The sequence below is a fragment of the Streptomyces sp. NPDC051561 genome, assembly GCF_044454195.1.
In the GTDB taxonomy this organism is placed as follows: domain Bacteria; phylum Actinomycetota; class Actinomycetes; order Streptomycetales; family Streptomycetaceae; genus Streptomyces.
In genome coordinates this window covers 130,102-153,111 of record NZ_JBITDM010000009.1, presented here as the reverse complement: position 1 = coordinate 153,111, position 23,010 = coordinate 130,102, and the positions used below count along the sequence as shown (strand labels likewise).

Annotated in this window: 21 protein-coding genes and 5 tRNA genes; 7 read left to right on the top strand and 19 right to left on the bottom strand. The window is 71.2% G+C overall.

Translation table 11 applies throughout. The annotated features are described in order from the left end of the window. Positions 1–50: 50 nt before the first annotated feature. From recG to rpmB, 3 genes are all read right to left on the bottom strand, one after another. Positions 51–2,264 carry an ATP-dependent DNA helicase RecG gene (recG, locus tag ACIA73_RS21580; RefSeq protein WP_399440243.1) on the bottom strand — a complete coding sequence of 738 codons (2,214 nt, stop codon included), beginning with the start codon at positions 2,262–2,264 and terminating at the stop codon, positions 51–53. Positions 2,265–2,334: 70 nt separating this feature from the next. Then, a complete protein-coding gene (locus tag ACIA73_RS21575) occupies positions 2,335–5,370 on the bottom strand; it encodes a BTAD domain-containing putative transcriptional regulator (protein ID WP_399440242.1) in 3,036 nt (1,011 codons plus the stop codon). 136 nt (positions 5,371–5,506) lie between these two features. After that, entirely contained in the window at positions 5,507–5,692 is a 186-nt protein-coding gene (gene rpmB, locus ACIA73_RS21570) for a 50S ribosomal protein L28 (protein ID WP_015036441.1), read from the bottom strand. A 245-nt stretch (positions 5,693–5,937) separates the two neighbouring features. Between rpmB and ACIA73_RS21565 the strand changes: the two genes are divergently transcribed. Further along, positions 5,938–7,611 (top strand): DAK2 domain-containing protein, encoded by a 1,674-nt coding sequence (locus ACIA73_RS21565; RefSeq protein WP_399440241.1) that lies wholly within the window; start codon positions 5,938–5,940, stop codon positions 7,609–7,611. Positions 7,612–7,718: 107 nt separating this feature from the next. Next, entirely contained in the window at positions 7,719–8,957 is a 1,239-nt protein-coding gene (locus ACIA73_RS21560) for an FAD-dependent monooxygenase (protein ID WP_399440240.1), read from the top strand. A 31-nt stretch (positions 8,958–8,988) separates the two neighbouring features. On the opposite strand, the gene thiD is transcribed toward ACIA73_RS21560, so the two are convergent. Beyond that, positions 8,989–9,807 (bottom strand): bifunctional hydroxymethylpyrimidine kinase/phosphomethylpyrimidine kinase, encoded by an 819-nt coding sequence (gene thiD, locus ACIA73_RS21555; protein ID WP_399440239.1) that lies wholly within the window; start codon positions 9,805–9,807, stop codon positions 8,989–8,991. A gap of 87 nt (positions 9,808–9,894) precedes the next feature. Continuing rightward, complete coding sequence (locus ACIA73_RS21550; RefSeq protein WP_399440238.1) at positions 9,895–10,860, bottom strand: thiamine-phosphate kinase; 966 nt, start codon at positions 10,858–10,860, stop codon at positions 9,895–9,897. A 220-nt stretch (positions 10,861–11,080) separates the two neighbouring features. Here ACIA73_RS21550 and ACIA73_RS21545 point away from each other — a divergent pair, with 220 nt between their 5' ends. Further along, positions 11,081–11,314: an Lrp/AsnC ligand binding domain-containing protein gene (locus ACIA73_RS21545; RefSeq protein ID WP_399440237.1), complete on the top strand. Its 234-nt coding sequence runs from the start codon at positions 11,081–11,083 to the stop codon at positions 11,312–11,314. Positions 11,315–11,334: 20 nt separating this feature from the next. Then, positions 11,335–11,832: a DUF3515 domain-containing protein gene (locus tag ACIA73_RS21540; protein WP_399440236.1), complete on the top strand. Its 498-nt coding sequence runs from the start codon at positions 11,335–11,337 to the stop codon at positions 11,830–11,832. Positions 11,833–11,875: 43 nt separating this feature from the next. Here ACIA73_RS21540 and ACIA73_RS21535 read toward each other — a convergent pair whose 3' ends face one another. The 3 genes from ACIA73_RS21535 to ACIA73_RS21525 are packed head-to-tail and all read right to left on the bottom strand — an operon-like array spanning position 11,876 to position 14,932. Beyond that, on the bottom strand, positions 11,876–13,051 hold the full coding sequence (locus tag ACIA73_RS21535) for a D-alanine--D-alanine ligase family protein (protein WP_399440235.1): 1,176 nt from the start codon (positions 13,049–13,051) through the stop codon (positions 11,876–11,878). Between the two features lie 34 nt (positions 13,052–13,085). Then, positions 13,086–14,084, bottom strand: a complete 999-nt coding sequence (locus ACIA73_RS21530; protein WP_399440234.1) for an NAD(P)H-dependent glycerol-3-phosphate dehydrogenase — start codon at positions 14,082–14,084, stop codon at positions 13,086–13,088. Next, entirely contained in the window at positions 14,081–14,932 is an 852-nt protein-coding gene (locus ACIA73_RS21525) for a lysophospholipid acyltransferase family protein (RefSeq protein WP_399440233.1), read from the bottom strand. Before ACIA73_RS21525 ends, ACIA73_RS21530 begins: the two co-directional genes overlap by 4 nt. Before the next feature lie 275 nt (positions 14,933–15,207). On the opposite strand from ACIA73_RS21525, the gene cofC reads away from it, so the two are divergent. After that, a complete protein-coding gene (gene cofC, locus ACIA73_RS21520; protein WP_399440232.1) occupies positions 15,208–15,816 on the top strand; it encodes a 2-phospho-L-lactate guanylyltransferase in 609 nt (202 codons plus the stop codon). Positions 15,817–15,847: 31 nt separating this feature from the next. Then, entirely contained in the window at positions 15,848–16,051 is a 204-nt protein-coding gene (locus ACIA73_RS21515) for a hypothetical protein (protein WP_399440231.1), read from the top strand. A 220-nt stretch (positions 16,052–16,271) separates the two neighbouring features. Here ACIA73_RS21515 and ACIA73_RS21510 read toward each other — a convergent pair whose 3' ends face one another. The 4 genes from ACIA73_RS21510 to leuC all read right to left on the bottom strand — a co-directional run bounded on the left by ACIA73_RS21510 (position 16,272) and on the right by leuC (position 19,613). After that, entirely contained in the window at positions 16,272–16,955 is a 684-nt protein-coding gene (locus ACIA73_RS21510; RefSeq protein WP_399440230.1) for an HU family DNA-binding protein, read from the bottom strand. Positions 16,956–17,109: 154 nt separating this feature from the next. Then, on the bottom strand, positions 17,110–17,337 hold the full coding sequence (locus ACIA73_RS21505; RefSeq protein ID WP_399440229.1) for a hypothetical protein: 228 nt from the start codon (positions 17,335–17,337) through the stop codon (positions 17,110–17,112). Between the two features lie 246 nt (positions 17,338–17,583). Further along, positions 17,584–18,177 carry a 3-isopropylmalate dehydratase small subunit gene (gene leuD, locus ACIA73_RS21500; protein WP_399440228.1) on the bottom strand — a complete coding sequence of 198 codons (594 nt, stop codon included), beginning with the start codon at positions 18,175–18,177 and terminating at the stop codon, positions 17,584–17,586. A gap of 5 nt (positions 18,178–18,182) precedes the next feature. Continuing rightward, entirely contained in the window at positions 18,183–19,613 is a 1,431-nt protein-coding gene (gene leuC, locus ACIA73_RS21495) for a 3-isopropylmalate dehydratase large subunit (RefSeq protein WP_399440227.1), read from the bottom strand. Between the two features lie 174 nt (positions 19,614–19,787). Here leuC and ndgR point away from each other — a divergent pair, with 174 nt between their 5' ends. Then, positions 19,788–20,507: an IclR family transcriptional regulator NdgR gene (gene ndgR / locus ACIA73_RS21490; RefSeq protein WP_399440226.1), complete on the top strand. Its 720-nt coding sequence runs from the start codon at positions 19,788–19,790 to the stop codon at positions 20,505–20,507. A gap of 228 nt (positions 20,508–20,735) precedes the next feature. Here ndgR and ACIA73_RS21485 read toward each other — a convergent pair. The 7 genes from ACIA73_RS21485 to ACIA73_RS21455 form a co-directional block, all read right to left on the bottom strand. Then, a tRNA-Glu gene (locus tag ACIA73_RS21485) sits at positions 20,736–20,808 on the bottom strand. A 29-nt stretch (positions 20,809–20,837) separates the two neighbouring features. Next, positions 20,838–20,909, bottom strand: a tRNA-Gln gene (locus ACIA73_RS21480). Between the two features lie 36 nt (positions 20,910–20,945). Next, a tRNA-Glu gene (locus ACIA73_RS21475) sits at positions 20,946–21,018 on the bottom strand. Positions 21,019–21,081: 63 nt separating this feature from the next. Continuing rightward, positions 21,082–21,154, bottom strand: a tRNA-Glu gene (locus ACIA73_RS21470). Between the two features lie 60 nt (positions 21,155–21,214). After that, positions 21,215–21,286 (bottom strand) — tRNA-Gln (locus ACIA73_RS21465). A 90-nt stretch (positions 21,287–21,376) separates the two neighbouring features. Then, entirely contained in the window at positions 21,377–22,096 is a 720-nt protein-coding gene (locus tag ACIA73_RS21460; RefSeq protein WP_399440225.1) for an HAD family hydrolase, read from the bottom strand. A 32-nt stretch (positions 22,097–22,128) separates the two neighbouring features. Continuing rightward, on the bottom strand, positions 22,129–22,803 hold the full coding sequence (locus ACIA73_RS21455) for a DUF4241 domain-containing protein (protein ID WP_399440224.1): 675 nt from the start codon (positions 22,801–22,803) through the stop codon (positions 22,129–22,131). Positions 22,804–23,010 lie beyond the last annotated feature (207 nt).

Below are 23,010 nucleotides of genomic sequence, written 5' to 3'. Positions count from 1 at the left end.
CCACGTCAACTCCTTTCCGATACAGGGCAGTTGGGGCAAGCGAGACGCAATCAGCCCTTGTCCAGGTACTCCTCCCGGTCCTTGTCCAGCAGCGCGTCCAGCGCCGTCCGCAGCTCCGGGAGCCGCTCCAGTTCGGGGTCGGCGGCGACGATCTTCACCGCCTCCTCCCTGGCGGCCGCGATGACCTCCTCGTCCTCGATGACGGCGAGGACGCGGAGCGAGGAGCGGACGCCGGACTGGGCCTGGCCGAGGACATCGCCCTCACGGCGCTGTTCGAGGTCGATACGGGAGAGCTCGAAGCCGTCCAGCGTCGCCGCGACCGCGGCGAGCCGGGCCCGCGCGGGGCTCGCCTCGTGCATCTCGCTGACCAGCAGGCACAGGCCGGGGGCTGAGCCGCGGCCGACCCGGCCGCGCAGCTGGTGGAGCTGGGAGACGCCGAAGCGGTCGGCGTCCATGATCACCATGGCGGTGGCGTTGGGGACGTTGACGCCGACCTCGATCACGGTGGTGGCGACCAGGACGTCCACCTCCCCGGCGGAGAAGCGGCGCATCACGTCGTCCTTGTCATCGGGCTGCATCCGCCCGTGCAGCACCTCGACGCGCAGCCCGGACAGTGGTCCGGTGCGGAGCTGGTCGGCGATCTCCAGGACGGCGAGCGGCGGCCGCTTCTCCGGATCCTCCGCCTCCTCGGCGGCCTTCTTGGACTTCTTCTTCGGTTCGTCCTCGCCGTCGCCGATGCGGGGGCAGACGACGTACGCCTGATGCCCGTTCTCGACTTCCTCCCGTACGCGTTCCCAGGCGCGGGCCAGGAAGTGGGGCTTGTCCTTGGCGGGGACGACATGGGTGGCGATCGGCGAGCGTCCGGCCGGGAGTTGGTCCAGTACGGAGGTCTCCAGGTCACCGAAGACGGTCATGGCGACGGTACGGGGAATGGGCGTCGCCGTCATGACGAGGAGGTGCGGGGGCTGCTTGCCCTTGGAGCGCAGGGCATCGCGCTGCTCCACGCCGAACCGGTGCTGCTCGTCGACCACGACCAGCCCCAGATCGTGGAACTGCACCTTGTCCTCGATCAGCGCGTGCGTGCCGATGACGAGTCCGGCCTCGCCGGTGACCAGGTCGAGCAGCGCCTGCCGCCGTGCGGGCATCCCCATCGACCCGGTGAGCAGCACCACCTTGGTCCCGAGCGAGGACCCGCCGAGCATGCCCCCCTCGGCCAGCTCGCCCATCATCTCGGTGATCGACCGGTGGTGCTGCTGGGCGAGCACCTCGGTGGGCGCCAGCATGGCCCCCTGCCCGCCCGCGTCGACGACGGCGAGCATGGCACGCAGGGCCACCATGGTCTTCCCGCTGCCGACCTCGCCCTGGAGCAGCCGGTGCATCGGGTGCTCCGTGGCGAGGTCGTCGAAGATCTCCTTGGAGACCTTCTGCTGGCCGTCGGTGAGGGTGAAGGGGAGTGTGGCGTCGAAGGCGTCGAGGAGGCCGTCGGGGGACGGTCTGCGGGCGACCGCCGGGAGCTGTGTCTCGGCGAAGCGACGGCGGGCCAGGGCGACTTGGAGGACGAAGGCCTCGTCCCACTTGAGGCGGTCGCGGGCGTCGGCGATCTCCGCCTTGGTGCGCGGGCGGTGGATCTTCCGGAAGGCTTCGGGGAGCGGAACCAGGCCGCGGCCCTCGCGCAGGGCGTCGGGGAGCGGGTCGACGATCTCCGACCACTGGGTGGCGTCCATCGAGGCCAGCACCAGGTCGACCGTCTTGGCGATCTTCCAGCTCTCCATCTGGGCGCAGGCCGGGTAGAGCGGGATGAGCTGGTTGGCCCAGGCCGCGACGGCGTCCTCGCCCGCGTCCTTGCCGAGCATTTCGTAGGCCGGGTGGGAGAGCTGGCGGATGTTGCGGAAGACGCCGACCTTGCCGGAGAACATGCCCTTGCGGCCGGGCAGCAGTTCCTTCTGGTGGTGGTAGAGGGACTTGCCGAAGAAGACCAGCTGAAGGCGTCCGCTGCCGTCGGTGAGAGTGACTTCGAGGCGTTGGCCCTTGCCGTTGTTGAACCGCAGGACGCGGGCGTCGGCGACCTGGGCGACCACGGTGGCGTGCTCGTCGAGCGGGAGGTCGGCGAGCTGGGTGAGCTCACCGCGCTCGGCGTAGCGGCGGGGGTAGTGGTGCAGCAGGTCTCCGACCGTGTGCAGGTCGAGGTGCTCGGCCATCACCTTCGCGGTGGTGCCGCCGAGTGTCTTCTTGAGTGGTTCGTCGAGCGAGGGCACGAGATCCATTGGACACCATGGGTCTGACAGTCCGGCCGTTACGTCGCGTTCCCGGCCTTTTCGGGAGTGCCTCCCAGGGTCAGCGCGGCTGCGCTCCGCGTGCGTACGCCGCCTCGTACGCCTCCTCGGAGAGGCCCGCCCGGGCCGCCCGCCGCGCCCGTACGACATCCAGGTCACCGCGCACCGCCGTCCCCCGCAGCCGCTCCGCCTCCCCCAGCAGTTCCGCCGCCCGCTCCGGCGCCGCCACCTGTGCGCGGGCCTCCGCGATCTCCGCGCGCACCGGACGGCCGGGCTGGTCCTCGGCCAGCGCCGCCGCCCGGTCGAACCACTCCGCCGCCGCCACCGGGTCTCCCTCGCCCCCCGCCGTGCGCCCGAGTCCGAGGAGGACCCGCAGTGCCTCGCCGTTGCTGAACCAGGTCGCGGTGCACCCTTCGAGGGCCGCCTCGTAGTGCGCGCGGGCGCGCGAGGTGTCCCCGGCGAGACGGGCCGCGTCACCGAGGGCACGCAGCGGACCCGTGGTCCTGTCCGGTACGCCGATGTCCCTGGCCAGCTCCGCCGACCTGGTGAACAGGGCGACCGCCTCGGCCTGTTGGCCCGAGTGCAGCAGGACCGTGCCCCGCCGCAGCAGCATGTCCGCGGTCTCCTCCGGCGCCCCGAGTTCCCGCACCGCGGCGAGTGCCTCGTCGAGCAGGGCGAGCGCCCGCGCACTGTCCCCGCGCCAGTGCGCGAAGGTGGCCAGGGAGTCGAGGGCGGTGGCGGTGCCCCACCGGTCCCCGGCCTCCCGGAAGGAGGTGAGCGCCGCCTCGAACGCCTCCTCCGCGGGGCCGGGCCGCCCCGCGAAGAGCTCCTGGAAGCCCCGGCCCATCCGCAGCAGTGCGACCGCCCACGGGTCCCTGCCCAGGTATGCGGCCTCGGTCAGCGCGGTGGTCCCGGGGTCCGTGCGGGGCCCGCACACCAGCGACCAGAGCACCAGGGCGTGCGGCTTGCGCAGCCGCGCTGCCAGGTCGTGCATGAGGGCGTCGGCGCGGGCGGCCAGGTGCTCCCAGGCACCGTCCCCGTCCCGGTTCCCGGCCGCCGCCAGCAGACACAGCGTGTACTCCTCGACGAGCCCCGCCGGCGGTTCCTCCCCCAGCACGGCCAGCAACTGCCTTGCCACCACCGCCAGTTCCCCGGCCCTCCCCCGCACCAGCCCGTACCAGGTCAGACAGGCCAGCAGCCGCAGCGAGACGGACGCCCCACCGCCCCGTACCGCCGCCAGCAGATTGGCGTGCTCGGTGTCGAGCCGGTCCAGCCACCGGAGCTGGCCGGGGCCCCGCAGCAGCGGCTCGGCGCTCTCGGCCAGCTCCAGGAAGTACGCCGCGAACGCCGCCCTGAACTCCGCCTCCTCGTTGCCCAGTTGCTCCGCGCAGAAGGCCCGGATCGTCTCCAGCATCCGGTACCGCCCGTCCACCACCCGTACGAGGGACTTCTCCACCAGCGAGGCGAGCACGTCCTGCGCGTCCAGGACCCCGCACACCCGCTCCACCGCCTCCGGCGTCGCACCCCCGGCGAACACGGTCAGCCTCCGCGCCAGTTCCCGTTCCGCCTCGTCCAGCAGTTCCCAGCTCCACTCCACCACCGCGCGCAGGGTGCGGTGTCTGGCCGCCTTCGTACGGTCGCCGCGCGACAGCAGCCGGAAACGGTCGTCGGAGCCCGTGGGCAGCAGCCGGTCGTCCAGCCGGTCCGCGATCTCCTCGGCGGTGAGGGTACGCAGCCGGGCCGCCGCCAGTTCGAGGGCGAGCGGCAGCCCGTCCAGGGCGGCACAGATGTGCTCCACGCGCGCCGGATCCAGCACGAGGCCGGGTCGTACCGCCGCCGCCCGGTCCAGGAAGAGGCGGACCGCCGCCGCGGCATCGAGCGGCTCCACCGCGACCAGCCGTTCCCCGGTGATGCCGAGCCCCTCCCTGCTGGTCGCCAGGATCCGCAGGTCCGCGCACCCGGCGAGGAGCTGTCCGGCCAGCCGGGCGGCGGCGTCCACCAGGTGTTCGCAGTTGTCCAGCAGGAGCAGCAGCCGGCGCCCCCGGTACGCGGCCAGCGCGGACAGCAGCCGCTCGGTGGCCCCCGTCCGTTCCTGGAACCCGCTCTCCCGTACCCCGAGCGCCGCCAGTACCGCGTAGGACAGGTCCGCCGCGTCCGTCACAGGCGCCAGCTCGACGTAGCAGACCTCGCCCGCCCACCGGGACGCCGCCGCCTCCCCGAGCCGGGTCTTGCCCGCGCCGCCCGGTCCGGTGAGGGTCACCAGCCGGGCGCCGCCGAGCAGTTCCCCAAGGTCCGCGAGCTCCCGCGTCCGCCCGATCAGACCGGTGAGGGCGGCGGGAACCGGACGCGGAGCCACCGCGCGTTCCGGACTCAGCAGTTCGAGATGAAGGGCGGCCAGCTCCGGCGAAGGGTCGGCGCCCAGTTCCGCCGCGAGCACCCGGCGGGCGTCCCCGTACACCGCCAGCGCCTCCGCGGGCCGCCCGGCCGCCCGCAGAGCCCGCATCAGCAGCCCGTACAGCCGCTCCCTGACCGGATGCGCGCGGAGCAGTTCGCGCAGCTCCCCGACCAGGGCCGCTCCCTCCCCGAGCCCCAGCCGTGCCTGCGCCAGATCCTCCCGCGCGTCCAGCCGCACCCCCGCCAGCCGCTCCGCCTCGACCCGTGCGAACGGCAGCCGGCCCAGATCGGCGAGCGCCTCCCCCCGCCACAGCCCGAGCCCCTCCCGCAGCAGCTCCCGGGCCCGCGCCCAGTGGCCCGCCCGCAGCGCCCGCCGCCCCTCCCCGGCCAGCTCCGCGAACCGGTGCGCGTCCACCGAACCCGGCTCGACGTCCAGCCGGTATCCGGCGGGCAGCGCGTCGATCCGCACCCCGCCGGGGCCCAGCCGCCTGCGCAGCCGGGACACCTGGGACTGGAGGGCGTTCGCCGCCCCGGCCGGCATCCCGTCGCCGTACAGCTCCTCCTTCAGCCGCCCGGCGGAAACCGGCCGGCCGGCGCTCAGGGCCAGCAGCGCGAGCAGCGCGCGCGGGCGTTCCCCGCCGGGGTCGAGTGCCGTGCCGTCGTCGGTACGTATCTCCATGGGGCCCAGCAGTCCGAAGCGCACCCGCCGATTCTGCGGCCCGTTGCCCGCCCGCGACGACACCTTGGCCAACCTTCGCAGAAGGACAAGAAAAAACCGGCCCACCCGAGGGTGGACCGGTTCTTCAAGCAACCAGCTAGGTGGCCGCGCTATCTAGACGTCAGCGCGAGACCTTGCCGGCCTTGATGCACGAGGTGCAGACATTCAGCCGCTTCGGCGTCCGCCCGACCACTGCACGCACGCGCTGGATGTTGGGGTTCCAACGACGCGGGGTACGGCGGTGCGAGTGCGAAATGTTGTTGCCGAAGCCCGGCCCCTTGCCGCAGACGTCGCAGTTGGCAGCCACGGTCACTCCAAAGACTTCAGATGCACTTACAGTGAATTCCGGCGTGCCGAGGATCCGAAGATCTTGTGGCGTAGCCGGGGGAATGTCCCGATTTTCATCGGGCAACCGGAGCAGCATACAACGACTGCTCTCGTACAACGAAACTACCACGGGTCGGGGGACCCTCGCCCCGGCCCCTTCTCCCGGTGGCTTCCCCCCAAGAGCTAGTCTGCGAAGCGTTCCCGCTGCTCAAGGAGGAGGCCCCGGTGCCGCAGTCCCCCGGCGATCTCGATGCCGTCGCGGTCCGCACCTGGTGCTCGCTGGCCCTGGAGGCACTGGGCGCGGAACGCGAGGAGATCGACGCGATCAATGTGTATCCGGTCGCGGACGGGGACACCGGCACCAATCTCTTCCTGACCGTGGAGTCCGCGGCCCAGGCCCTGGAAGCCGTCTTCGCGGCCCACGAGACGGTGACCGGGCCCACAGCCTCCGCTCCGCTGCTCTCGGACGCGGTACGGGCGATGGCCCACGGGGCGCTGATAGGGGCCAGGGGCAACTCCGGCACGATCCTCTCCCAGCTCCTGCGCGGTATGTCCGAAGAGCTGTCCCAGCGCGAGAGCGCGGACGGCGAGGATCTGCGGCGGGCCCTGCGCACGGCCGCGACCTCCGCCTACCGCGCGGTCGCGCACCCCGTGGAGGGCACGGTCCTGACGGTGGCGACGGCGGCCGCCGACGCCGCCTCCGCTACTGCGGCTGCCGGTACGACGACGGCTGCCGATGCCGCGACTGCCGGTACGACGGCCGCTGCCGTCGCGCAGGCCGCGTACGACGGCGCCCGCAAGGCCCTCACCGAGACCACCGGGCAGCTTGACGCGCTGGGCAGGGCCGGGGTGGTCGACGCGGGCGGGCGTGGCCTGGTGACGGTGCTCGGTGCGCTGGTGGAGGCCCTGACGGGGGAGGCGGTGGCGGTACGTTCCCACGCGCCGCACGGCATCCTCGTGGACGACTGCTCGGCCGACCACGCGGACGAGGGCGGCCCGGCCTTCGAGGTGATCTACCTCCTGGAGGCGGACGACGCGGCGGTGGACCGGCTGCGGACGCGGCTCGACGGGCTCGGTGACTCCCTCGTGGTGGTGGGCGGCGACGGACTGTGGAACGTCCACGTCCATGTCGACGACGCGGGCGCAGCCGTGGAGGCGGGGGTCGAGGCCGGCCGCCCGTACCGCATCCGCATCACCCACTTCGGCGCCGACCGCGTCGCCCCGCCGCGTGAGCGTGCGCAGCGGGCCGTGGTCGCGGTGGTCCCGGGCGAGGGCCTGATGAACCTGTGTACGGAGGCGGGGGCGACGACCGTGCTGGCCCGGCCCGGGGAGCCGCCCGCGAGCGGCGAGCTGGTCGACGCGATCCGCCGGGCGCACGCCCGCGAGGTGGTCCTGCTCCCCAACGACGCCGACCTGCGGCACACGGCCGCGGCCGCCGCCCAGCAGGTCCGCACGGAGGGCGTCCGGGTCGCCCTGATCCCCACCCGGGCCGCCGTCCAGGGCATCGCCGCCCTCGCCGTGCACGAGCCCGACCGGCGCTTCGACGAGGACGTGGTCGCCATGACCTCGGCGGCCGGTGCCACCCGCTACGCCGAACTGGCCGTCGCGGAACGGCAGTCGTGGACCATGGCGGGCATCTGTCAGGCCGGTGACGTACTCGGCCTGATCGACGGCGATGTCGCCGTCATCGGCACGGATGTGGCCGCCACCGCCCGCACGGTCCTCGACCGGATGCTCTCGGCGGGCGGCGAACTGGTCACCCTGGTCCTCGGCGAGGACTCCCCCGAGGGCCTTGCCGACGCCCTGGAGTCCCACGTCCGCAACAAGCATCTGGCGGTCGACACGGTGGTCTACGGCGGCGGCCGCCAGTCGGCCCCCCTGCTGATCGGCATCGAGTAACACCATCGCCGCCGACCGGCGGCGGGCGACAGGCGGCAGGCGGCAGGCGGCATCCCCGGTCAGTCCACTGTCAGCGCACGGTAAGCCTCCGCCGCCAAGCTCCTCGCATGACTCACCCGACGCACCGCACCGAGACCGCCCACACCCTCTCCCACCTGCGCGTCCTCATCTCCGGAGCGAGTATCGCCGGGCCCGCCCTGGCCCTCCAGCTCGCCCGCTACGGCGCCCAGGTCACCGTCGTCGAGAAGGCGCCGGCCCTGCGCGCAGGCGGCTTCGCCGTCGACTTCCGGGGGCCCGTGCACCGCCGGGTCCTGCGGGACATGGGCATCTGGGACGAGGTCCACGCACGTCAGACCCACATGGGTGTCCAGACCGTGGTCAACGCCGACGGCAGCGCCCGCGTCACCCTCCCGGCTTCGCTGATGAGCGGCGATGTGGAGATCCTCCGCGGCGAGCTGTCCGCGATCATGTACGAACGCACCCGGGGCCTCCCGAACGTCACGTACCTCTTCGGCGACTCGATCGCCACCCTCACCGACTCCCCGCACCAGGTGGACGTCACCTTCGACCACGCCCCGCCCGCCCGCTTCGACCTGATCGTCGGCGCCGACGGCCTGCACTCGCACACCCGTCGGCTGGTCTTCGGCGACGAGTCGCGGTTCCTGCGATACCTCGGTTTCTACGTCGCCGGGTTCGACGTGCCCAACCATCTCGCGCTCGACCGCACCGGCCGCCTCTACTGCGAGCCGAACCGCGCGGCGTGCGTCAGCAACTACGACGGCGACCCGGACAGGGCGGGCGCACTGCTGGTCTTCGCCTCCGGGGAACAGCTCGGCTACGACCGGCACGACCCCCGGCAGCAGGACCAGAAGAAGATCCTGCGCGAGCGGTACGCCGGTCTGGGCTGGGACACCCCCGCGCTGCTCGACGCCCTGGAGGACACCGACGACCTGTACTTCGACGCCATCGCGCAGATCCACGTCGACCGGCTCTCGCAGGGCCGGGTGGTGCTGCTCGGTGACGCCGGGTACGGCGCGACCATGGGCGGCATGGGCACGAGTGCGGCGATCGTCGCCGCGTACGTCCTGGCCGGTGAGCTGGCCGTGGCGCGCGGCGACCACCGCACGGCGTTCGCGGCGTACGAGGCGGAGGTCGGGGACTTCGTGAAGGGCTGCCAGAAGATCGCCGGCAACGCGGGCCCGTTCTTCGCCCCGGCCACCGAAGGGAAGATCCGCCGGCGGGACCGCGCGTACCGGATGCTCAGCTCGCGGCTGCTGGGCGGCTTCTTCAAGCGGCTGACCGAGAAGGCGGCCACCGCCATCGAGCTGAAGGACTATCCGCGTTGAGCACCCGCCGCGGCCGGGCTCAGCGGGACCCTCACTCCTCCCCCTGCGGCCCCCGCAGCCGCCACCCGTGGTCCACCGGGCCGATGCCCGCGCCGAGCGAGAATCCGGCCGCGATCGCCTCGGTGACGTACTCCTTCGCCGCGTGCACGGCCTGCGGTACGTCGAGTCCCTTGGCCAGTCCGGACGCGATGGCGGAGGCGAGCGTGCAGCCGGTGCCGTGGGTGTGCCGGTTGTCGTGGCGGGGGGCGCGCAGCCAGTGGTCGTCGGTTCCGTCGGTGAGCAGGTCGACGGCGTCGCCGGGCAGGTGGCCGCCCTTGACGAGCACCCAGCGCGGGCCGCAGGCCAGGAGTGCGTCCGCCGCGCGGCGCATATCGGTCTCCGACTCGACGCGTACGCCGGTGAGTTGGGCCACCTCGTCCAGGTTGGGGGTGGCCACGGTGGCGGCGGGCAGCAGGCACTTGCGTACCGAGTCCAGCGCGGAGGTGGCGAGCAGCGAGTCACCGTGCTTGGAGACGCCCACCGGGTCGACGACCACCGGGGCGTCCGTCGCGAGCAGCAACTCGGCGACCTCCTCGACCAGTTCGGCCGACGACAGCATCCCGGTCTTCACGGCCTGTACGCCGATGTCGTCGACGACGCTGCGGTACTGCGCCCGCACCGCCTCCACCGGAAGGTCCCAAACCCCCTGCACGCCGAGGGAGTTCTGCGCGGTGACGGCGGTGACCACGCTCATCCCGTGCACACCGAGCGCCAGCATCGTCTTCAGGTCGGCCTGAATGCCCGCACCGCCGCCGGAATCGGATCCGGCGACGGTGAGGACACAGGGGAGCACGCCAGGAGGTATACGCATACCAGCGAATGTAACGCGCCCGGGGAGACGTCCCGGGGAGACGTCCGGAGGCAGCCGGCTCCGGAGCCGGTGTCCGCACGCGGGCTCTCAGCCCTCGATGTCGCCGAAGTGGTCCCAGCCGCCCTTGCTGGTCCACGGCGCCCCGTCGACCGTCACCTGCGGCAGCGCGGAGGGGTTGAGCACCTCGCCGATCACCTTCCAGCGGGCGGGCAGCTTCACGTCCGGCGGGAAGGTCGCCACGATCGCGTGGTCCTCTCCCCCGGTGAGCACCCACTGCAAGGGGTCCACACCGACGGCCTGCCCGATGTCCGACATCTGGGTCGGGATGTCGATGAGCCCCGAGCGCAGGTCGATGCGGACCTTGCTGGCCTCGGCGATGTGCCCGAGGTCGGCGACAAGACCGTCGCTCACATCGGTCATGGCGGTGGCGCCGAGCCCGGCCGCCGCGGGGCCCGCGTGGTACGGCGGCTCCGGCCTGCGGTGCGCCTCCACGAAGGCGCGCGGCGAGCGGAAGCCGCGGGAGAGCACCGCGTGCCCGGCCGCCGACCAGCCCAGCCATCCGGTGACCGCGACCACGTCGCCGGGCTGTGCGCCGGAGCGCACCACCGGGTCGTGGTTGCGCAGGTCACCGAGCGCGGTGATCGCGACGGTGATGGTGTCGCCCCGTACGACGTCCCCGCCCACCACCGCGGCCCCCGCGACCTGGCACTCGTCCCGCAGCCCGTCCATCAGCTCGATCGGCCAGGTCGCCGGGAGCTCGGCGGGCACCACCAGGCCGAGCAGCAGGGCCGTCGGTACGGCGCCCATGGCGGCGATGTCGGCGAGGTTCTGCGCGGCGGCCTTGCGGCCCACGTCGTACGCCGTCGACCAGTCGCGCCGGAAGTGCCGCCCCTCCAGGAGGATGTCCGTACTGGCGACGACCCTCCGGTCGGGTGCGGCCACGACCGCGGCGTCGTCGCCGGGCCCGAGCCGTACGGCCGGGGTGGAGGTGAGCCGGGAGGTCAGCTTCTCGATGAGGCCGAACTCCCCCAGCTCTCCCACGGTGCCCTTCATATGTGTGCCCCTTCTGCCCCAGTGCGCTTGCGGTCGCGAGCCGACCCTGCTGTAGGTACCGTCAACACGTACGTCAACTTCTCTTTGCCGTAGGACTTCCGACGTGCCCGGGCCCCTGCGTCACCGGCCGCGCAAGTCTCCCCACCGCCCGCGACGACGCGGTACGGTGGCGTCTCTTTCCCCCACCCCACATGATCCTCGTGGCCGCCTTGGAGGTTCCGTGGTACAGGCATACATCCTCATCCAGACCGAGGTCGGCAAGGCTTCGACCGTCGCCGACCTGATCGGCAAAATAGCGGGAGTCATCCAGGCCGAGGACGTCACCGGACCTTACGACGTCATCGTTCGCGCCCAGTCGGACACCGTGGACGAACTCGGTCGCATGGTGGTCGCCAAGATCCAGCAGGTGGACGGCATCACCCGCACGCTGACCTGCCCGGTCGTCCACCTGTAACCCCCGTCTACCCTGATCCGGTGACTTCTTTGAACCACCGGCCCTTGCGGATACCGGCCGCCGCAGCGCTTCTGCTGTCGGCGGCCGTCGCCTGTTCATCCACCGACGTCACTGCCGCATCAGCGGTTCCCACGCCGCCGGCGGCGATCGCGGGGTACTGCAAGGCGCTCCACAAGGAGCTCCCGGAGAAGGTCATGGACGACGTCGCACGACGCGACCTGCCGGCCAGGTCCCCGTTCACCGCGGGCTGGGGCGACCCGGCGATCGTACTGCGCTGCGGGATCGACCGGCCCGAGAAGGTGGGCGACCCGAAGGCCAACGGTGTGGAGGTCAACGGGGTTTGGTGGGTGGTGGACGACCGGGGCGAGGACGGCATGCGCTTCATCTCGGCGTACCGCGAGGCCTACGTGGAACTCCTGGTCCCCGCCTCGTACAAGGCGGACGCGGGCATCCTGGTCGACTTCGCGAAGCCCATCGCCAGGACGGTCCCCAAGTCCCTGGACGATCCGAAGTTCTGAGCGGCCGGGGGCAGGGCCGCCCCCGCCCCCGTAACCCCGGCGCCTAGCGCAGCCCGGTCGGCCGCCGCAGCGCCGCCTGGATCAGCCGGTCCACCAGCTCCGCGTACGGCACGCCGCTCTCCTGCCACATCCGCGGGTACATCGAGATCGGTGTGAAGCCCGGCATCGTGTTGATCTCGTTGATCACGAACTCGCCGTTGTCCTGGAGGAAGAAGTCCGCCCGGACCAGGCCCTCGCAGGACGCCGCGTCGAAGGCCTCGACCGCGAGGCGCTGGAGCTCCGCCGTCTGCGCGTCGGTCAGCGGCGCGGGCACGATCCCGGCCGCCGAGTCGATGTACTTGGCCTCGAAGTCGTAGAAGTCGTGGGCGGAGACCGGCGGGATCTCGGCGGGCACGCTGGCGCGCGGACCGTCCTCGAACTCCAGCACTCCGCACTCGATCTCGCGCCCGGTGAGCAGGGACTCGACCAGCACCTTGGGGTCGTGGCGCTGGGCCTCCTCGATCGCCTCGTCGAGCCCGGAGAGGTCGTTCACCTTGGTGATGCCCATGGACGAGCCCCCGCGGGCGGGCTTCACGAAGAGCGGCCAGCCGTGCTCGCCGGCGAAGTCCACGATGCGCCCTCGGGCGGCGGAGGGGTCGGCGGCCCATTCGCGCGGGCGGATCACCTCGTAGGGACCGACCGGCAGGCCGAAGGAGGTGAAGACCCGCTTCATGTACTCCTTGTCCTGGCCGACGGCCGAGGCGAGGACGCCCGAGCCGACGTACGGGACACCGGAGAGTTCCAGCAGGCCCTGTAGGGTGCCGTCCTCGCCGTACGGACCGTGCAGCATCGGGAAGACGACGTCGACCTCGCCGAGCGCCTTGGGCACCGAGCCGGGCTCGCTGTAGACGACCTCGCGGCTGGCGGGGTCGGCCGACAGCACGACGCTGCCCGCCGCGGACTCCGTGAGCTTGTCCATGTCCGGCATCTCGCGGCCGGAGATCGCCATGCGGTCCGGCGCGTCGGCGGTCAGCACCCAACGCCCGTCCGTGGTGATGCCGATCGGCAGCACGTCGTACTTCTCACGGTCGATCGCCTGCATGATGGCGCCGGCCGTGACGATCGAAATGCCGTGCTCGGAGCTACGTCCGCCGAAGACGACAGCCACGCGCGGCTTGCGGGGCTCCTGGTCAGGGCGCGGGTCCTGGTCATGGCTCTGGGGGAGGTTGTCGCTGCTCATATCGGCTTGAGGGTACCCGCTGTACCGGCCGGAATCAGCGCTCGGGCTTGGCGCTGCGCGACATGAGCTCCTTCACCGCGACCAGCGGCGGCTTGCCCTCGTGGACGATGCTCACCACCGTCTCGGTGATCGGCATCTCGACGCCGTGCCGGGTCGCCAGATCCAGTACGGACTCGCAGGACTTGACTCCCTCGGCGGTCTGCTTGGTGGCGGCGACGGCCTCCTGGAGGGTCATGCCGCGGCCCAGGTTGGTGCCGAAGGTGTTGTTGCGCGACAGCGGGGACGAGCAGGTGGCGACCAGGTCGCCCATGCCCGCCAGGCCCGCGAAGGTGTGCGCGTCGGCGCCCATCGCCAGACCGAGCCTGGTGGTCTCGGCGAGGCCGCGGGTGATCAGCGAGGCCTTGGTGTTGTCGCCCATGCCCATGCCGTTGGTGATGCCGACGGCCAGCGCGATGACGTTCTTGACCGCGCCGCCCAGCTCCACGCCGACCACGTCGGTGGTGGTGTAGGGGCGGAAGTACGGGGTGTGGCAGGCCGCCTGGAACCGTACGGCGGCGTCCTCGTCGGGGCAGGCGACGACCGCGGCGGCGGGGTGCCTGGCGGCGATCTCCTTGGAGAGGTTGGGCCCGCTGAGTACCGCGACCCGCTCCTCGGAGACCTTGGCGACCTCGGCGATGACCTCGCTCATCCGCTTGGCGGTGCCGAGTTCGACGCCCTTCATCAGGGAGACGATGACCGAGTCGGCGGGCAGCAGGTCCTTCCAGCCGGTGAGGTTCTCGCGCAGGGTCTGCGAGGGGATGCACAGCACCGCGAAGTCCGCGCCCGCGGCTGCCTGCCCGGCGTCCGCGGTGGCGGTGATTCCCGCGGGGAGTTCGACTCCCGGGAGGTATTCGGGGTTGGTACGGGTGGCATTGATGACGTCCGCGCGGGAGGCGTTGCGGCCCCACAGGGCGACCTCGCAGCCCGCGTCGGCGAGCACCATGCCGAAGGCGGTGCCCCAGGAGCCATTGCCGAAGACGGCTACCTTCGTCACTTTGCGCTCTCCCCCGCTGTGCCGTTCTCCGAGCTGCCGTTGCGCGCCGGGTCGTTCGCCCCGGTCGGCTCGGGCCGCGTACTGGTCAGTTCCTCGGCACGCGCCTTGGCAGCGGCGGCCCTGCGCCGCTGCTCGGCCCGCGCCTTGCGGTGGTCGTAGACCTCGGCGGGGGCCGGCTCCTGCCGTACCTCCGCGAGGAGTTCGGTGATCGCCGCCATGATCGTCTCGGTCGCCTCGCGCAGCACGTCCGGGGTCGGTTCCTTGTCGTAGAACCGCTCCAGGTCGACCGGCGGGCCCGCCTGCACGATGAGCGTCTTGCGCGGGAAGAAGTGCGTCTTCCTGCCCTTGGCGTACGGCGGCATGGCCAGGTTGGCGCCCCACTGGGCCACCGGGATGACCGGAGCCCTGGTGTGCAGCGCGACCCGTGCGGCACCGGTCTTGCCGGCCATCGGCCACATGGCGGGGTCCCGGGTGAGGGTGCCCTCCGGGTAGAACGCGACGCACTCACCGCGCTCGACGGCGTTGATGGCGGCGCGGAAGGCGGTCATCGCGTCCGTCGTCTCGCGGTAGACCGGGATCTGGCCCGTACCGCGCAGCATCATGCCGACGAACGGGGTCTTGAACAGACCCGCCTTGGCGAGCAGTCGCGGCACCCGGCCGGTGTTGTACTGGAAGTGCGAGTAGGACAGCGGGTCCAGGTACGAGTTGTGGTTCACGGCGGTGATGAATCCGCCGTCCGCCGGAATGTGCTCCATTCCGCGCCAGTCCCGCTTGAACAGAAGCAGCAGCGGGGGTTTGGCGATGACCGCGGCCAGGCGGTACCAGAAGCCGATTCTGCGGCGGGACACTCGGACACCTTCCTCTAGGACCCTGGCCACTGCACCCCGTGTGCACCTGTGCGCCCGGTCAGGCGGACAAGTGTCGCCCCGGGTCCCTCGTCTGTCGAGAACACCGTACGCCCCGGCCTGGGGAGGGGGCCTCCTGGATTCCGCTGCTCCGGGCGACAATGGGCCCCGTTCCGTTGCCGATCACGGTACGGAGCTCACTCATCCCGCCCGGACGGAGGCCCGCCACGAACCCGCCCCGGACCCCTCGCTGGTCCCTGGTCGTCCCCCTGAAGCCCTTGGCACGGGCGAAAAGCAGGCTCGCGCCCGCGGCCGGGGACGCGCTCCGGCCGGGCCTCGCCCTGGCGTTCGCGCAGGACACGGTGGCCGCCGCGCTGGCCGCCCGGGAGGTCCGGGATGTGGTGGTCGTCACGGACGACGCCGCGGCGGGCGCCGCCCTGGCCGAGTTGGGGGCGCGGATCGTTCCCGACTCCCCCGCGGCCGGCCTCAACGCGGCGCTGGCACACGGGGCGCGCTCGGTGCGCGCACTGCGGCCGGGCGCCGCCGTCGCCGCTCTGAACGCGGACCTGCCCGCACTGCGCACCGAGGAATTGGAGCGGGTACTGATCCACGCATCCGAATTTCCGCGCGCATTTCTCCCCGATGCGGCAGGAATCGGAACTACATTCCTTTCCGCTGCGCCAGAAGTGGAATTCCGGCCCTCGTTCGGGGGACCCTCCCGTATCCGGCACATCATTTCGGGCGCCGAGGAACTCCTGCTCGAATTGGTGGATTCCGTGCGCCAGGACGTGGATACGGGTGACGATCTGCACGCCGCGTTCGCACTGGGAGTGGGCCCCCACACCGAGGCGCTGTGCCCGGCCTTCGTACGGCAGACGCAGTCCTAGGGCGGCGGCCGGCACTGGGTACGCTGCGGCCATGCAGGCGACCGCGTACACATACGACTCCGAGACCCGCAGCGGCAGTGTGCTGCTCGACGACGGCACCCCGGTGCCCTTCGACGCGGCGGCCTTCGACGCGGGCGCGCTGCGGCTGCTCCGCCCCGGCCAGCGGGTGCGCATCGAGACCTCCGGCGAGGGCGAGGGCCGGACGATCACCCTGGTGACCCTCCAGACCTTCTGAGCGCCCCACCGGGCTTCCGGAGACCGCTGAGCCTTCCGGGGAAACGCCTCCGACCTCCGGGAACGCCACTGAGCGCCCCTTGGGGGTTCTCCCGCCCGTGCCGGGTGGGAGAACCCCCAAGGGGCGCTCGGCGTGCGGCCGCGCGCCGCACACACCGCGGGCCGGGCTCCCCGGAGGGAGCCCGGCCCGGCGTGTGACTACTCCACTGCCAGTGGGAGCGTTACTTCTTCTTGGCGGTGGTCTTCTTCGCGGTGGTCTTGCGCGCCGTGGTCTTCTTGGCGGGCGCCTTCTTGGCGGTGGCCTTCTTCGCCGGCGCGGTCTTCTTGGCCACGGCCTTCTTGACCGTGGTGGCGGTCTTCTTGGCCGGAGTCGCCTTCTTCGCGGTGGCGGTGGCCTTCTTGGCGGTGGTCTTCTTCGCCGTGGCCGTCGCCGTGGTCTTCTTCGCCGTCGCCGTGGTCTTCTTGGCGGCCGTCGTGGTCTTCTTCGCCGCCGTGGCCTTCTTGGTGGCGGTCGCCTTCTTGGCGGTGGCCTTCTTGGCCGCGGCCTTGGCGGTCGTACGGGTGGAAGAACCGCCCGAGAGGCTGCCCTTCGGCGCCTTCTTCACGGCGACGTCGTTCTTCGGGAGCTTCTTCGAGCCCGCGACCAGGTCCTTGAAGCCCTGACCCGCACGGAAGCGCGGCACCGAGGTCTTCTTGACCCGAACGCGCTCACCCGTCTGCGGGTTGCGGGCGTAGCGGGCCGGACGGTCGACCTTCTCGAACGAGCCGAAACCGGTGACCGAGACGCGGTCGCCGGCGACGACTGCGCGGACGATCGCGTCCAGTACCGCGTCGACAGCCTCTGCGGCCTGCTGACGGCCGCCGACCTTGTCGGCAATCGTTTCTACGAGCTGCGCCTTGTTCACGTCTTCCCCTTCGGAGACATTGCCCGGACGAAATGTCCAGGCTTTTTCGCACGTTAGGCAGATATATACCGCAAATCAAACACGAAACGGGCTAATCACCCTAGTGCCGCAACGAAGTAGGCCTTGTGGGAGTCCTTGATGGAGTTCCGAAGCCCTAGACGTCTTCAGGGAATCGGCCCTCGTCGAGGTCCTTCATCAACCTGTTGAGACGTCTGGCCGCACCGGCGAGATCGTGTTTTGCCGCAGCCGTGATGACCAGCAGCTTCCGGGACAGCGCCATCCGTACGCCCTCCGGGACTTGCAGTGCACGCACCCTTGTGTGTGCTTCTTTCAGTTGGGCCGCGACTGCCTCGTGGAGCTGGAGTTGGCTGTCACGTTCCATGCACCGATTGTGCCATCTGGGGCGAGTTGTCGCCTCCGCCGGGGGCAACTAGCGGAATTCCAGGCTCCATCAGCCCCCTCAGTCACACCAACCCCACTTCCCAACTCCCGCACTCACAAGCGCAGTTGAGACCCGGAACACAGTTCGGCGCCCCCTGCCACGAATGGCGGGGGGCGCCGAAAGTGAGGCGTGAATCTCAGGCCGAACGGGCTACGGAGCGACGGTGAACGGGCTCCTCGGCGACGATCAGGCCCGGAGGGTACTCGGCTTGTGTGCCGGGCGGCTTGATTCGTACGTAGTGATCGCGTCCTCGTTCTGGAGCGTGATGCTGATGTCGTCGAGGCCGTTGAGCAGACGCCAGCGGGCGTTCTCGTCCAACTCGAAGTCAGCGGCGATGCCCTCGGCCCGCACCTGGCGGTCCTGGAGATCAACGGTGATTTCGGCCTTCGGGTCGTTCTCCACCAGCTCCCACAGCCGGTCCACGGTCTCCTGCGGCAGGACGACCGTGAGCAGACCGTTCTTGAGCGAGTTGCCCCGGAAGATGTCCGCGAAACGGGAGGACACAACTGTCTTGAAACCGTAGTTCTGCAGGGCCCAGACGGCGTGCTCACGGGACGAACCGGTGCCGAAGTCGGGTCCGGCGACCAGCACCGAGGCACCCTCGCGCTCGGGCTTGTTGAGCACGAACTCGGGGTCCTTGCGCCAGGCCTCGAAGAGTCCGTCCTCGAAGCCGTCGCGGGTGACCTTCTTCAGCCAGTGCGCGGGGATGATCTGGTCGGTGTCGACGTTGCTGCGGCGCAGCGGGACGGCCCGGCCGGTGTGCGCGGTGAAAGCTTCCATGGTTCTCAGGCCTCCACGAGGGCGGTTGCGTCTGCGTCGGACAGGTCGGCGGGCGAGGCCAGGTGGCCCAGTACCGCGGTCGCTGCGGCGACCTGCGGCGACACCAGGTGGGTACGGCCGCCCTTGCCCTGCCTGCCCTCGAAGTTGCGGTTGGAGGTGGAGGCGGAGCGCTCACCGGGGGCGAGCTGGTCGGGGTTCATGCCCAGGCACATCGAGCAGCCCGCGTGCCGCCATTCGGCGCCGGCGGCGGTGAACACCTTGTCCAGACCCTCCTCGATGGCCTGGAGGGCGACGCGCACCGAACCGGGAACGACCAGCATCCGCACGCCGTCGGCCACCGAACGGCCCCCGACGATCGCGGCGGCGGCACGCAGGTCCTCGATACGGCCATTGGTGCACGAACCCACGAAGACGGTGTCCACCTTGATGTCCCGCAGCGCCTGCCCGGCGGTCAACCCCATGTACTCCAGGGCCTTTTCGGCGGCGTACCGCTCCGAGGCGTCTTCGTACGAAGCAGGATCGGGGACGTATCCGGAAAGCGGTGCGCCCTGGCCCGGGTTGGTGCCCCAGGTGACGAACGGGGCCAGCGAGGCGGCGTCGATGAGGACCTCCGCGTCGAAGACCGCGTCGTCGTCCGACTTCAGCGTCTGCCAGTACTCGACCGCCGCGTCCCAGTCGGCACCCTCGGGCGCGTGGTCGCGGCCCTTGAGGTAGTCGAAGGTGATGGCGTCCGGGGCGATCATGCCCGCGCGGGCGCCCGCCTCGATGGACATGTTGCAGATGGTCATGCGGGCTTCCATCGAGAGCTTCTCGATGGCGGGACCGCGGTATTCGAGGACGTAGCCCTGTCCGCCACCGGTGCCGATCTTCGCGATGATGGCGAGGATCAGGTCCTTGGCGGTGACCGTGTCGGGCAGTTCACCCTCGACCGTGATGGCCATGGTCCTGGGGCGGGCCATCGGGAGCGTCTGGGTGGCCAGCACGTGCTCCACCTGGGAGGTGCCGATGCCGAACGCCAGCGCGCCGAAGGCGCCGTGGGTGGAGGTGTGCGAGTCGCCGCAGACCACCGTGGTGCCGGGCTGGGTCAGGCCCAGCTGCGGTCCCACCACGTGGACGACGCCCTGCTCCACGTCGCCCAGCGGGTGCAGGCGCACCCCGAAGTCGGCGCAGTTCTTGCGCAGCGTCTCCAGCTGGATGCGGGACACCGGGTCCGCGATGGGCTTGTCGATGTCGAGGGTCGGGGTGTTGTGGTCCTCGGTGGCGATGGTGAGATCGAGGCGCCGTACCGCGCGGCCGTTCTTGCGGAGGCCGTCGAAGGCCTGCGGGCTGGTGACCTCGTGCAGCAGGTGAAGGTCGATGAAGAGGAGGTCGGGCTCCCCTTCAGCACGCCGGACGACATGGTCGTCCCAGACCTTCTCCGCGAGTGTCCTACCCATCGCTTTCCCTCCGGCCGGCGGCTTTGCCGGCTCAACTAGAGATGTCGGTTCACCCCGCCCGGACCCCCGTACGGGGCGGTGACCGCGGGCCGTTGTACGGCCGCCGGTACAGCGTGACAAGTTCGTTGGAAAATTGAACTTGCGTTTCACAGAGTGAGACGCGAGTATCGACGCATGGACAACTCTAGCGGCGTCGGCGTTCTCGACAAGGCGGCGCTCGTGCTGAGCGCCCTGGAGTCCGGCCCGGCCACCCTCGCGGGGTTGGTCGCGGCGACGGGACTGGCACGACCCACGGCCCACCGGCTGGCCGTGGCACTGGAACACCACCGGCTGGTGGCGCGGGACATGCAGGGCCGTTTCATTCTCGGCCCCCGCCTCTCCGAACTCTCCGCGGCGGCCGGCGAGGACCGCCTGCTCGCCACGGCGGGACCGGTACTGACCCATCTCCGCGATGTGACCGGCGAGAGCGCCCAGCTCTACCGCCGCCAGGGCGACATGCGCATCTGCGTCGCCGCCGCGGAACGGCTGTCCGGACTGCGGGACACCGTCCCGGTCGGCTCCACCCTCACCATGAAGGCCGGCTCCTCCGCCCAGATCCTGATGGCCTGGGAGGAGCCGGAGCGCCTGCACCGCGGACTCCAGGGCGCCCGCTTCACCGCCACGGCCCTTTCCGGGGTACGCCGCCGGGGCTGGGCCCAGTCGATCGGCGAGCGCGAGCCGGGAGTCGCCTCGGTCTCCGCCCCCGTGCGCGGACCTTCCAACCGGGTGGTCGCCGCCGTCTCGGTCTCCGGACCCATCGAGCGCCTGACCCGCCACCCGGGCCGGATGCACGCCCAGGCGGTCATCGACTCCGCCGCCCGCCTCTCGGAGTCCCTGCGCCGCTCGGGCGGCTGACCAACCGACTTCCCCATTACGTCGCTTGGGCCCCGCCCCGCCAACTCGACGGCCGAACTCCCGCACACCCTGCGCACGTTCGGCCGTCCGGCATTTCCGGGTACGCCAACCCCTTTTCCCGGTACGGAAGTCGGCCCCGCCAACTACCCTGCGGGCCGCGCCTTCCTCCCCGTACCGCAAACACGGAAAAGCCCTCCGCATCAGTGATGCGGAGGGCTTTTCCTTACGTACCCCCGACCGGATTCGAACCGGCGCTACCGCCTTGAGAGGGCGGCGTGCTAGGCCGCTACACAACGGGGGCCAGCTCTTTATTCGTGCAGGTGAACTGCGCTGGGCTACCAGGACTCGAACCTAGAATGACGGTACCAGAAACCGTAGTGTTGCCAATTACACCATAGCCCATGGTGGTTGAGACCATTTTGAATTGGTTCCTACCAGTACCCCCGACCGGATTCGAACCGGCGCTACCGCCTTGAGAGGGCGGCGTGCTAGGCCGCTACACAACGGGGGCCCTAGCGATCCTTGCATCAATACATCCAGGAGCGACCTGAAGGTGTCGGAAAGAAAGGATCTGTACCCCCGACCGGATTCGAACCGGCGCTACCGCCTTGAGAGGGCGGCGTGCTAGGCCGCTACACAACGGGGGCCCTAGCAGAGCTGCATCTTGATCTATGAACGATCTGTGTACTTCAACAGCTCTTGCGAAGCTGGGCTACCAGGACTCGAACCTAGAATGACGGTACCAGAAACCGTAGTGTTGCCAATTACACCATAGCCCACCAAAACGCAACCCCCTGAGCGGGGGTATTTGTTCGGCTTGCGCTTCCCGGCCGGACCTTTCGGCCCTCTCGGGCGGCGCAGAAGAAACATTACCCGAAGGTTCCCGGGGCTCCAAAACGGGTATTGCCGCGCAGCAGCTCAGGCAGCTGATCGAGTCCCGAGACGCTGACCAGCTCGGGCCGGCCGCCCGCCCCCGCCCGGTCCAGCCAGATCCCGGTGAGCCCGGCCTCCACCGCCCCACGTGCGTCGATGTCCGGTTGGTCACCGATGTACGCGACCTCGCCCGGCAGCAGTTCCAGCGCCTCGCAGGCAGCGTGGAAGGCCTCGGGGGCGGGCTTGGAGACCCCCAGTTCGGCGGCGCACAGCACGGCCTCGAAGCGGTCGCGGACGCCGAGCGTCCGGAGCTTGCGCTCCTGGTTGCGGATGCTGGAGTTGGAGAGGATCGCGTGCCGGTACTCCCCGGCCAGCGCGTCCAGCACGGGCACGGCGTCCGGGAAGAGCGCCCAGGCGGCCTCGAAGTGGGTCACGTGCCGCGCGAACCACTCGTCGGCGGCGGCGTCCGCCATCTCCGCCCCCAGGAAGTCGCGGATCCGGTCTCTGCGCTGCTCCTCGAAGGTGGACTCCCCCGCCGCGAACCGGCCCCAGTGCAGTGTGGTCAGCTCCCGCCACCGGCGCAGGGCCTCCTCCGCGGTGTCGTACCCGTCGGGCAGGCCCTCGGCCTCGAAGTGGCGGCTCATGCCGGTGGTGTCGGCGCCGGTGTAGTCGAAGAGGGTGTCGTCGATGTCCCAGAGGACGGCACGGATCGGCATGGGGTCAGGCTAGCGCCGGGGGTGCGGGCACTCTAGGCGTCGTCCTCGTCGTCCGGGACGACGCCGAAGTCGGTGATGAAGCAGGTGATGTTGCCGTCCGCGTCGCGTCCCAGCCAGGTGGGGTAGGCGCCGTCGCCCCAGCCGGAGGTGAAGGCGATGAGGTTGTGGCCGGTGGCGGGGGCGGTGACGGTGTAGGGGCCGGGGTTGTACGGGTCGGCGTCGAAGGCGTCCCAGAGGGGGCCCTCGTCGCCCTGGCAGTCGGGGAAGGACTCGTCGGCGGCGGCGTCGTAGAAGCAGCCGGTGCCCGCGTCGACGCCGTAGCAGAACATCTCGTCGTCATCGAGGTCGGCGGGGTCCTGGCCGGCGGTCAGGGCGGGTTCCCAGGTGGCGGTGGGGGCGTCCGAGATGATCAGGCGGGCGGCGGCCAGGCGCAGGTGGGGCGGGCCCTCGGGGTCCTCGCCCTCCCCGGTGAGGGTGGCCACGGCGGCGTCGACGCGGTAGCGGCCCGGGGCGACCTCGGCGGTGAAGGGTTCGGCCTCGCCGGTGCCCAGGCAGGTGAAGGGGTCGCAGGCGACCACCCGGCCGGTGGGCAGCCACAGTTCGCCGCCGGGGACCACCGCGAGGGTGCCCTTGGTGCCGGGGGCGTCGTCGTCGAAGGTGTGGCCGGGCACGAAGTACTGGGCGAGGTCGGGTGCGGCGGTGGTCATGGCGGTGCGGTCCCCCGGGTGGGCGTCGGACGGTGGGCTGCCGGGCAGTGTCACACGTACCGCTGACACCGCCGGGGGCCGGGGGTACGGAAGTGGGGGGGGGGGGGGGGGGGGGGGGGGCCCCCCCCCCCGCGGGGGGGGGGGGGGGCCCCCCGCGGGGGGGGGGGGGGGGGGGGGGGGGGGGGGGGGGGGGGGGGGGGGGGGGGG

Excerpts from the sequence above, each read along its gene's own strand:
- ACIA73_RS21460 (WP_399440225.1), bottom strand. The coding sequence starts at position 22,096 with ATGCCGATCCGTGCCGTCCTCTGGGACATCGACGACACCCTCTTCGAC.
- ACIA73_RS21455 (WP_399440224.1), bottom strand. The coding sequence starts at position 22,803 with ATGACCACCGCCGCACCCGACCTCGCCCAGTACTTCGTGCCCGGCCAC.
- ACIA73_RS21550 (WP_399440238.1), bottom strand. The coding sequence starts at position 10,860 with ATGAAGGGCACCGTGGGAGAGCTGGGGGAGTTCGGCCTCATCGAGAAG.
- leuC (WP_399440227.1), bottom strand. The coding sequence starts at position 19,613 with ATGGGTAGGACACTCGCGGAGAAGGTCTGGGACGACCATGTCGTCCGG.
- ACIA73_RS21505 (WP_399440229.1), bottom strand. The coding sequence starts at position 17,337 with ATGGAACGTGACAGCCAACTCCAGCTCCACGAGGCAGTCGCGGCCCAA.
- ACIA73_RS21535 (WP_399440235.1), bottom strand. The coding sequence starts at position 13,051 with ATGAGCAGCGACAACCTCCCCCAGAGCCATGACCAGGACCCGCGCCCT.
- thiD (WP_399440239.1), bottom strand. The coding sequence starts at position 9,807 with ATGCGTATACCTCCTGGCGTGCTCCCCTGTGTCCTCACCGTCGCCGGA.
- ACIA73_RS21560 (WP_399440240.1), top strand. The coding sequence starts at position 7,719 with ATGACTCACCCGACGCACCGCACCGAGACCGCCCACACCCTCTCCCAC.
- ndgR (WP_399440226.1), top strand. The coding sequence starts at position 19,788 with ATGGACAACTCTAGCGGCGTCGGCGTTCTCGACAAGGCGGCGCTCGTG.
- leuD (WP_399440228.1), bottom strand. The coding sequence starts at position 18,177 with ATGGAAGCTTTCACCGCGCACACCGGCCGGGCCGTCCCGCTGCGCCGC.
- ACIA73_RS21515 (WP_399440231.1), top strand. The coding sequence starts at position 15,848 with ATGCAGGCGACCGCGTACACATACGACTCCGAGACCCGCAGCGGCAGT.
- recG (WP_399440243.1), bottom strand. The coding sequence starts at position 2,264 with ATGGATCTCGTGCCCTCGCTCGACGAACCACTCAAGAAGACACTCGGC.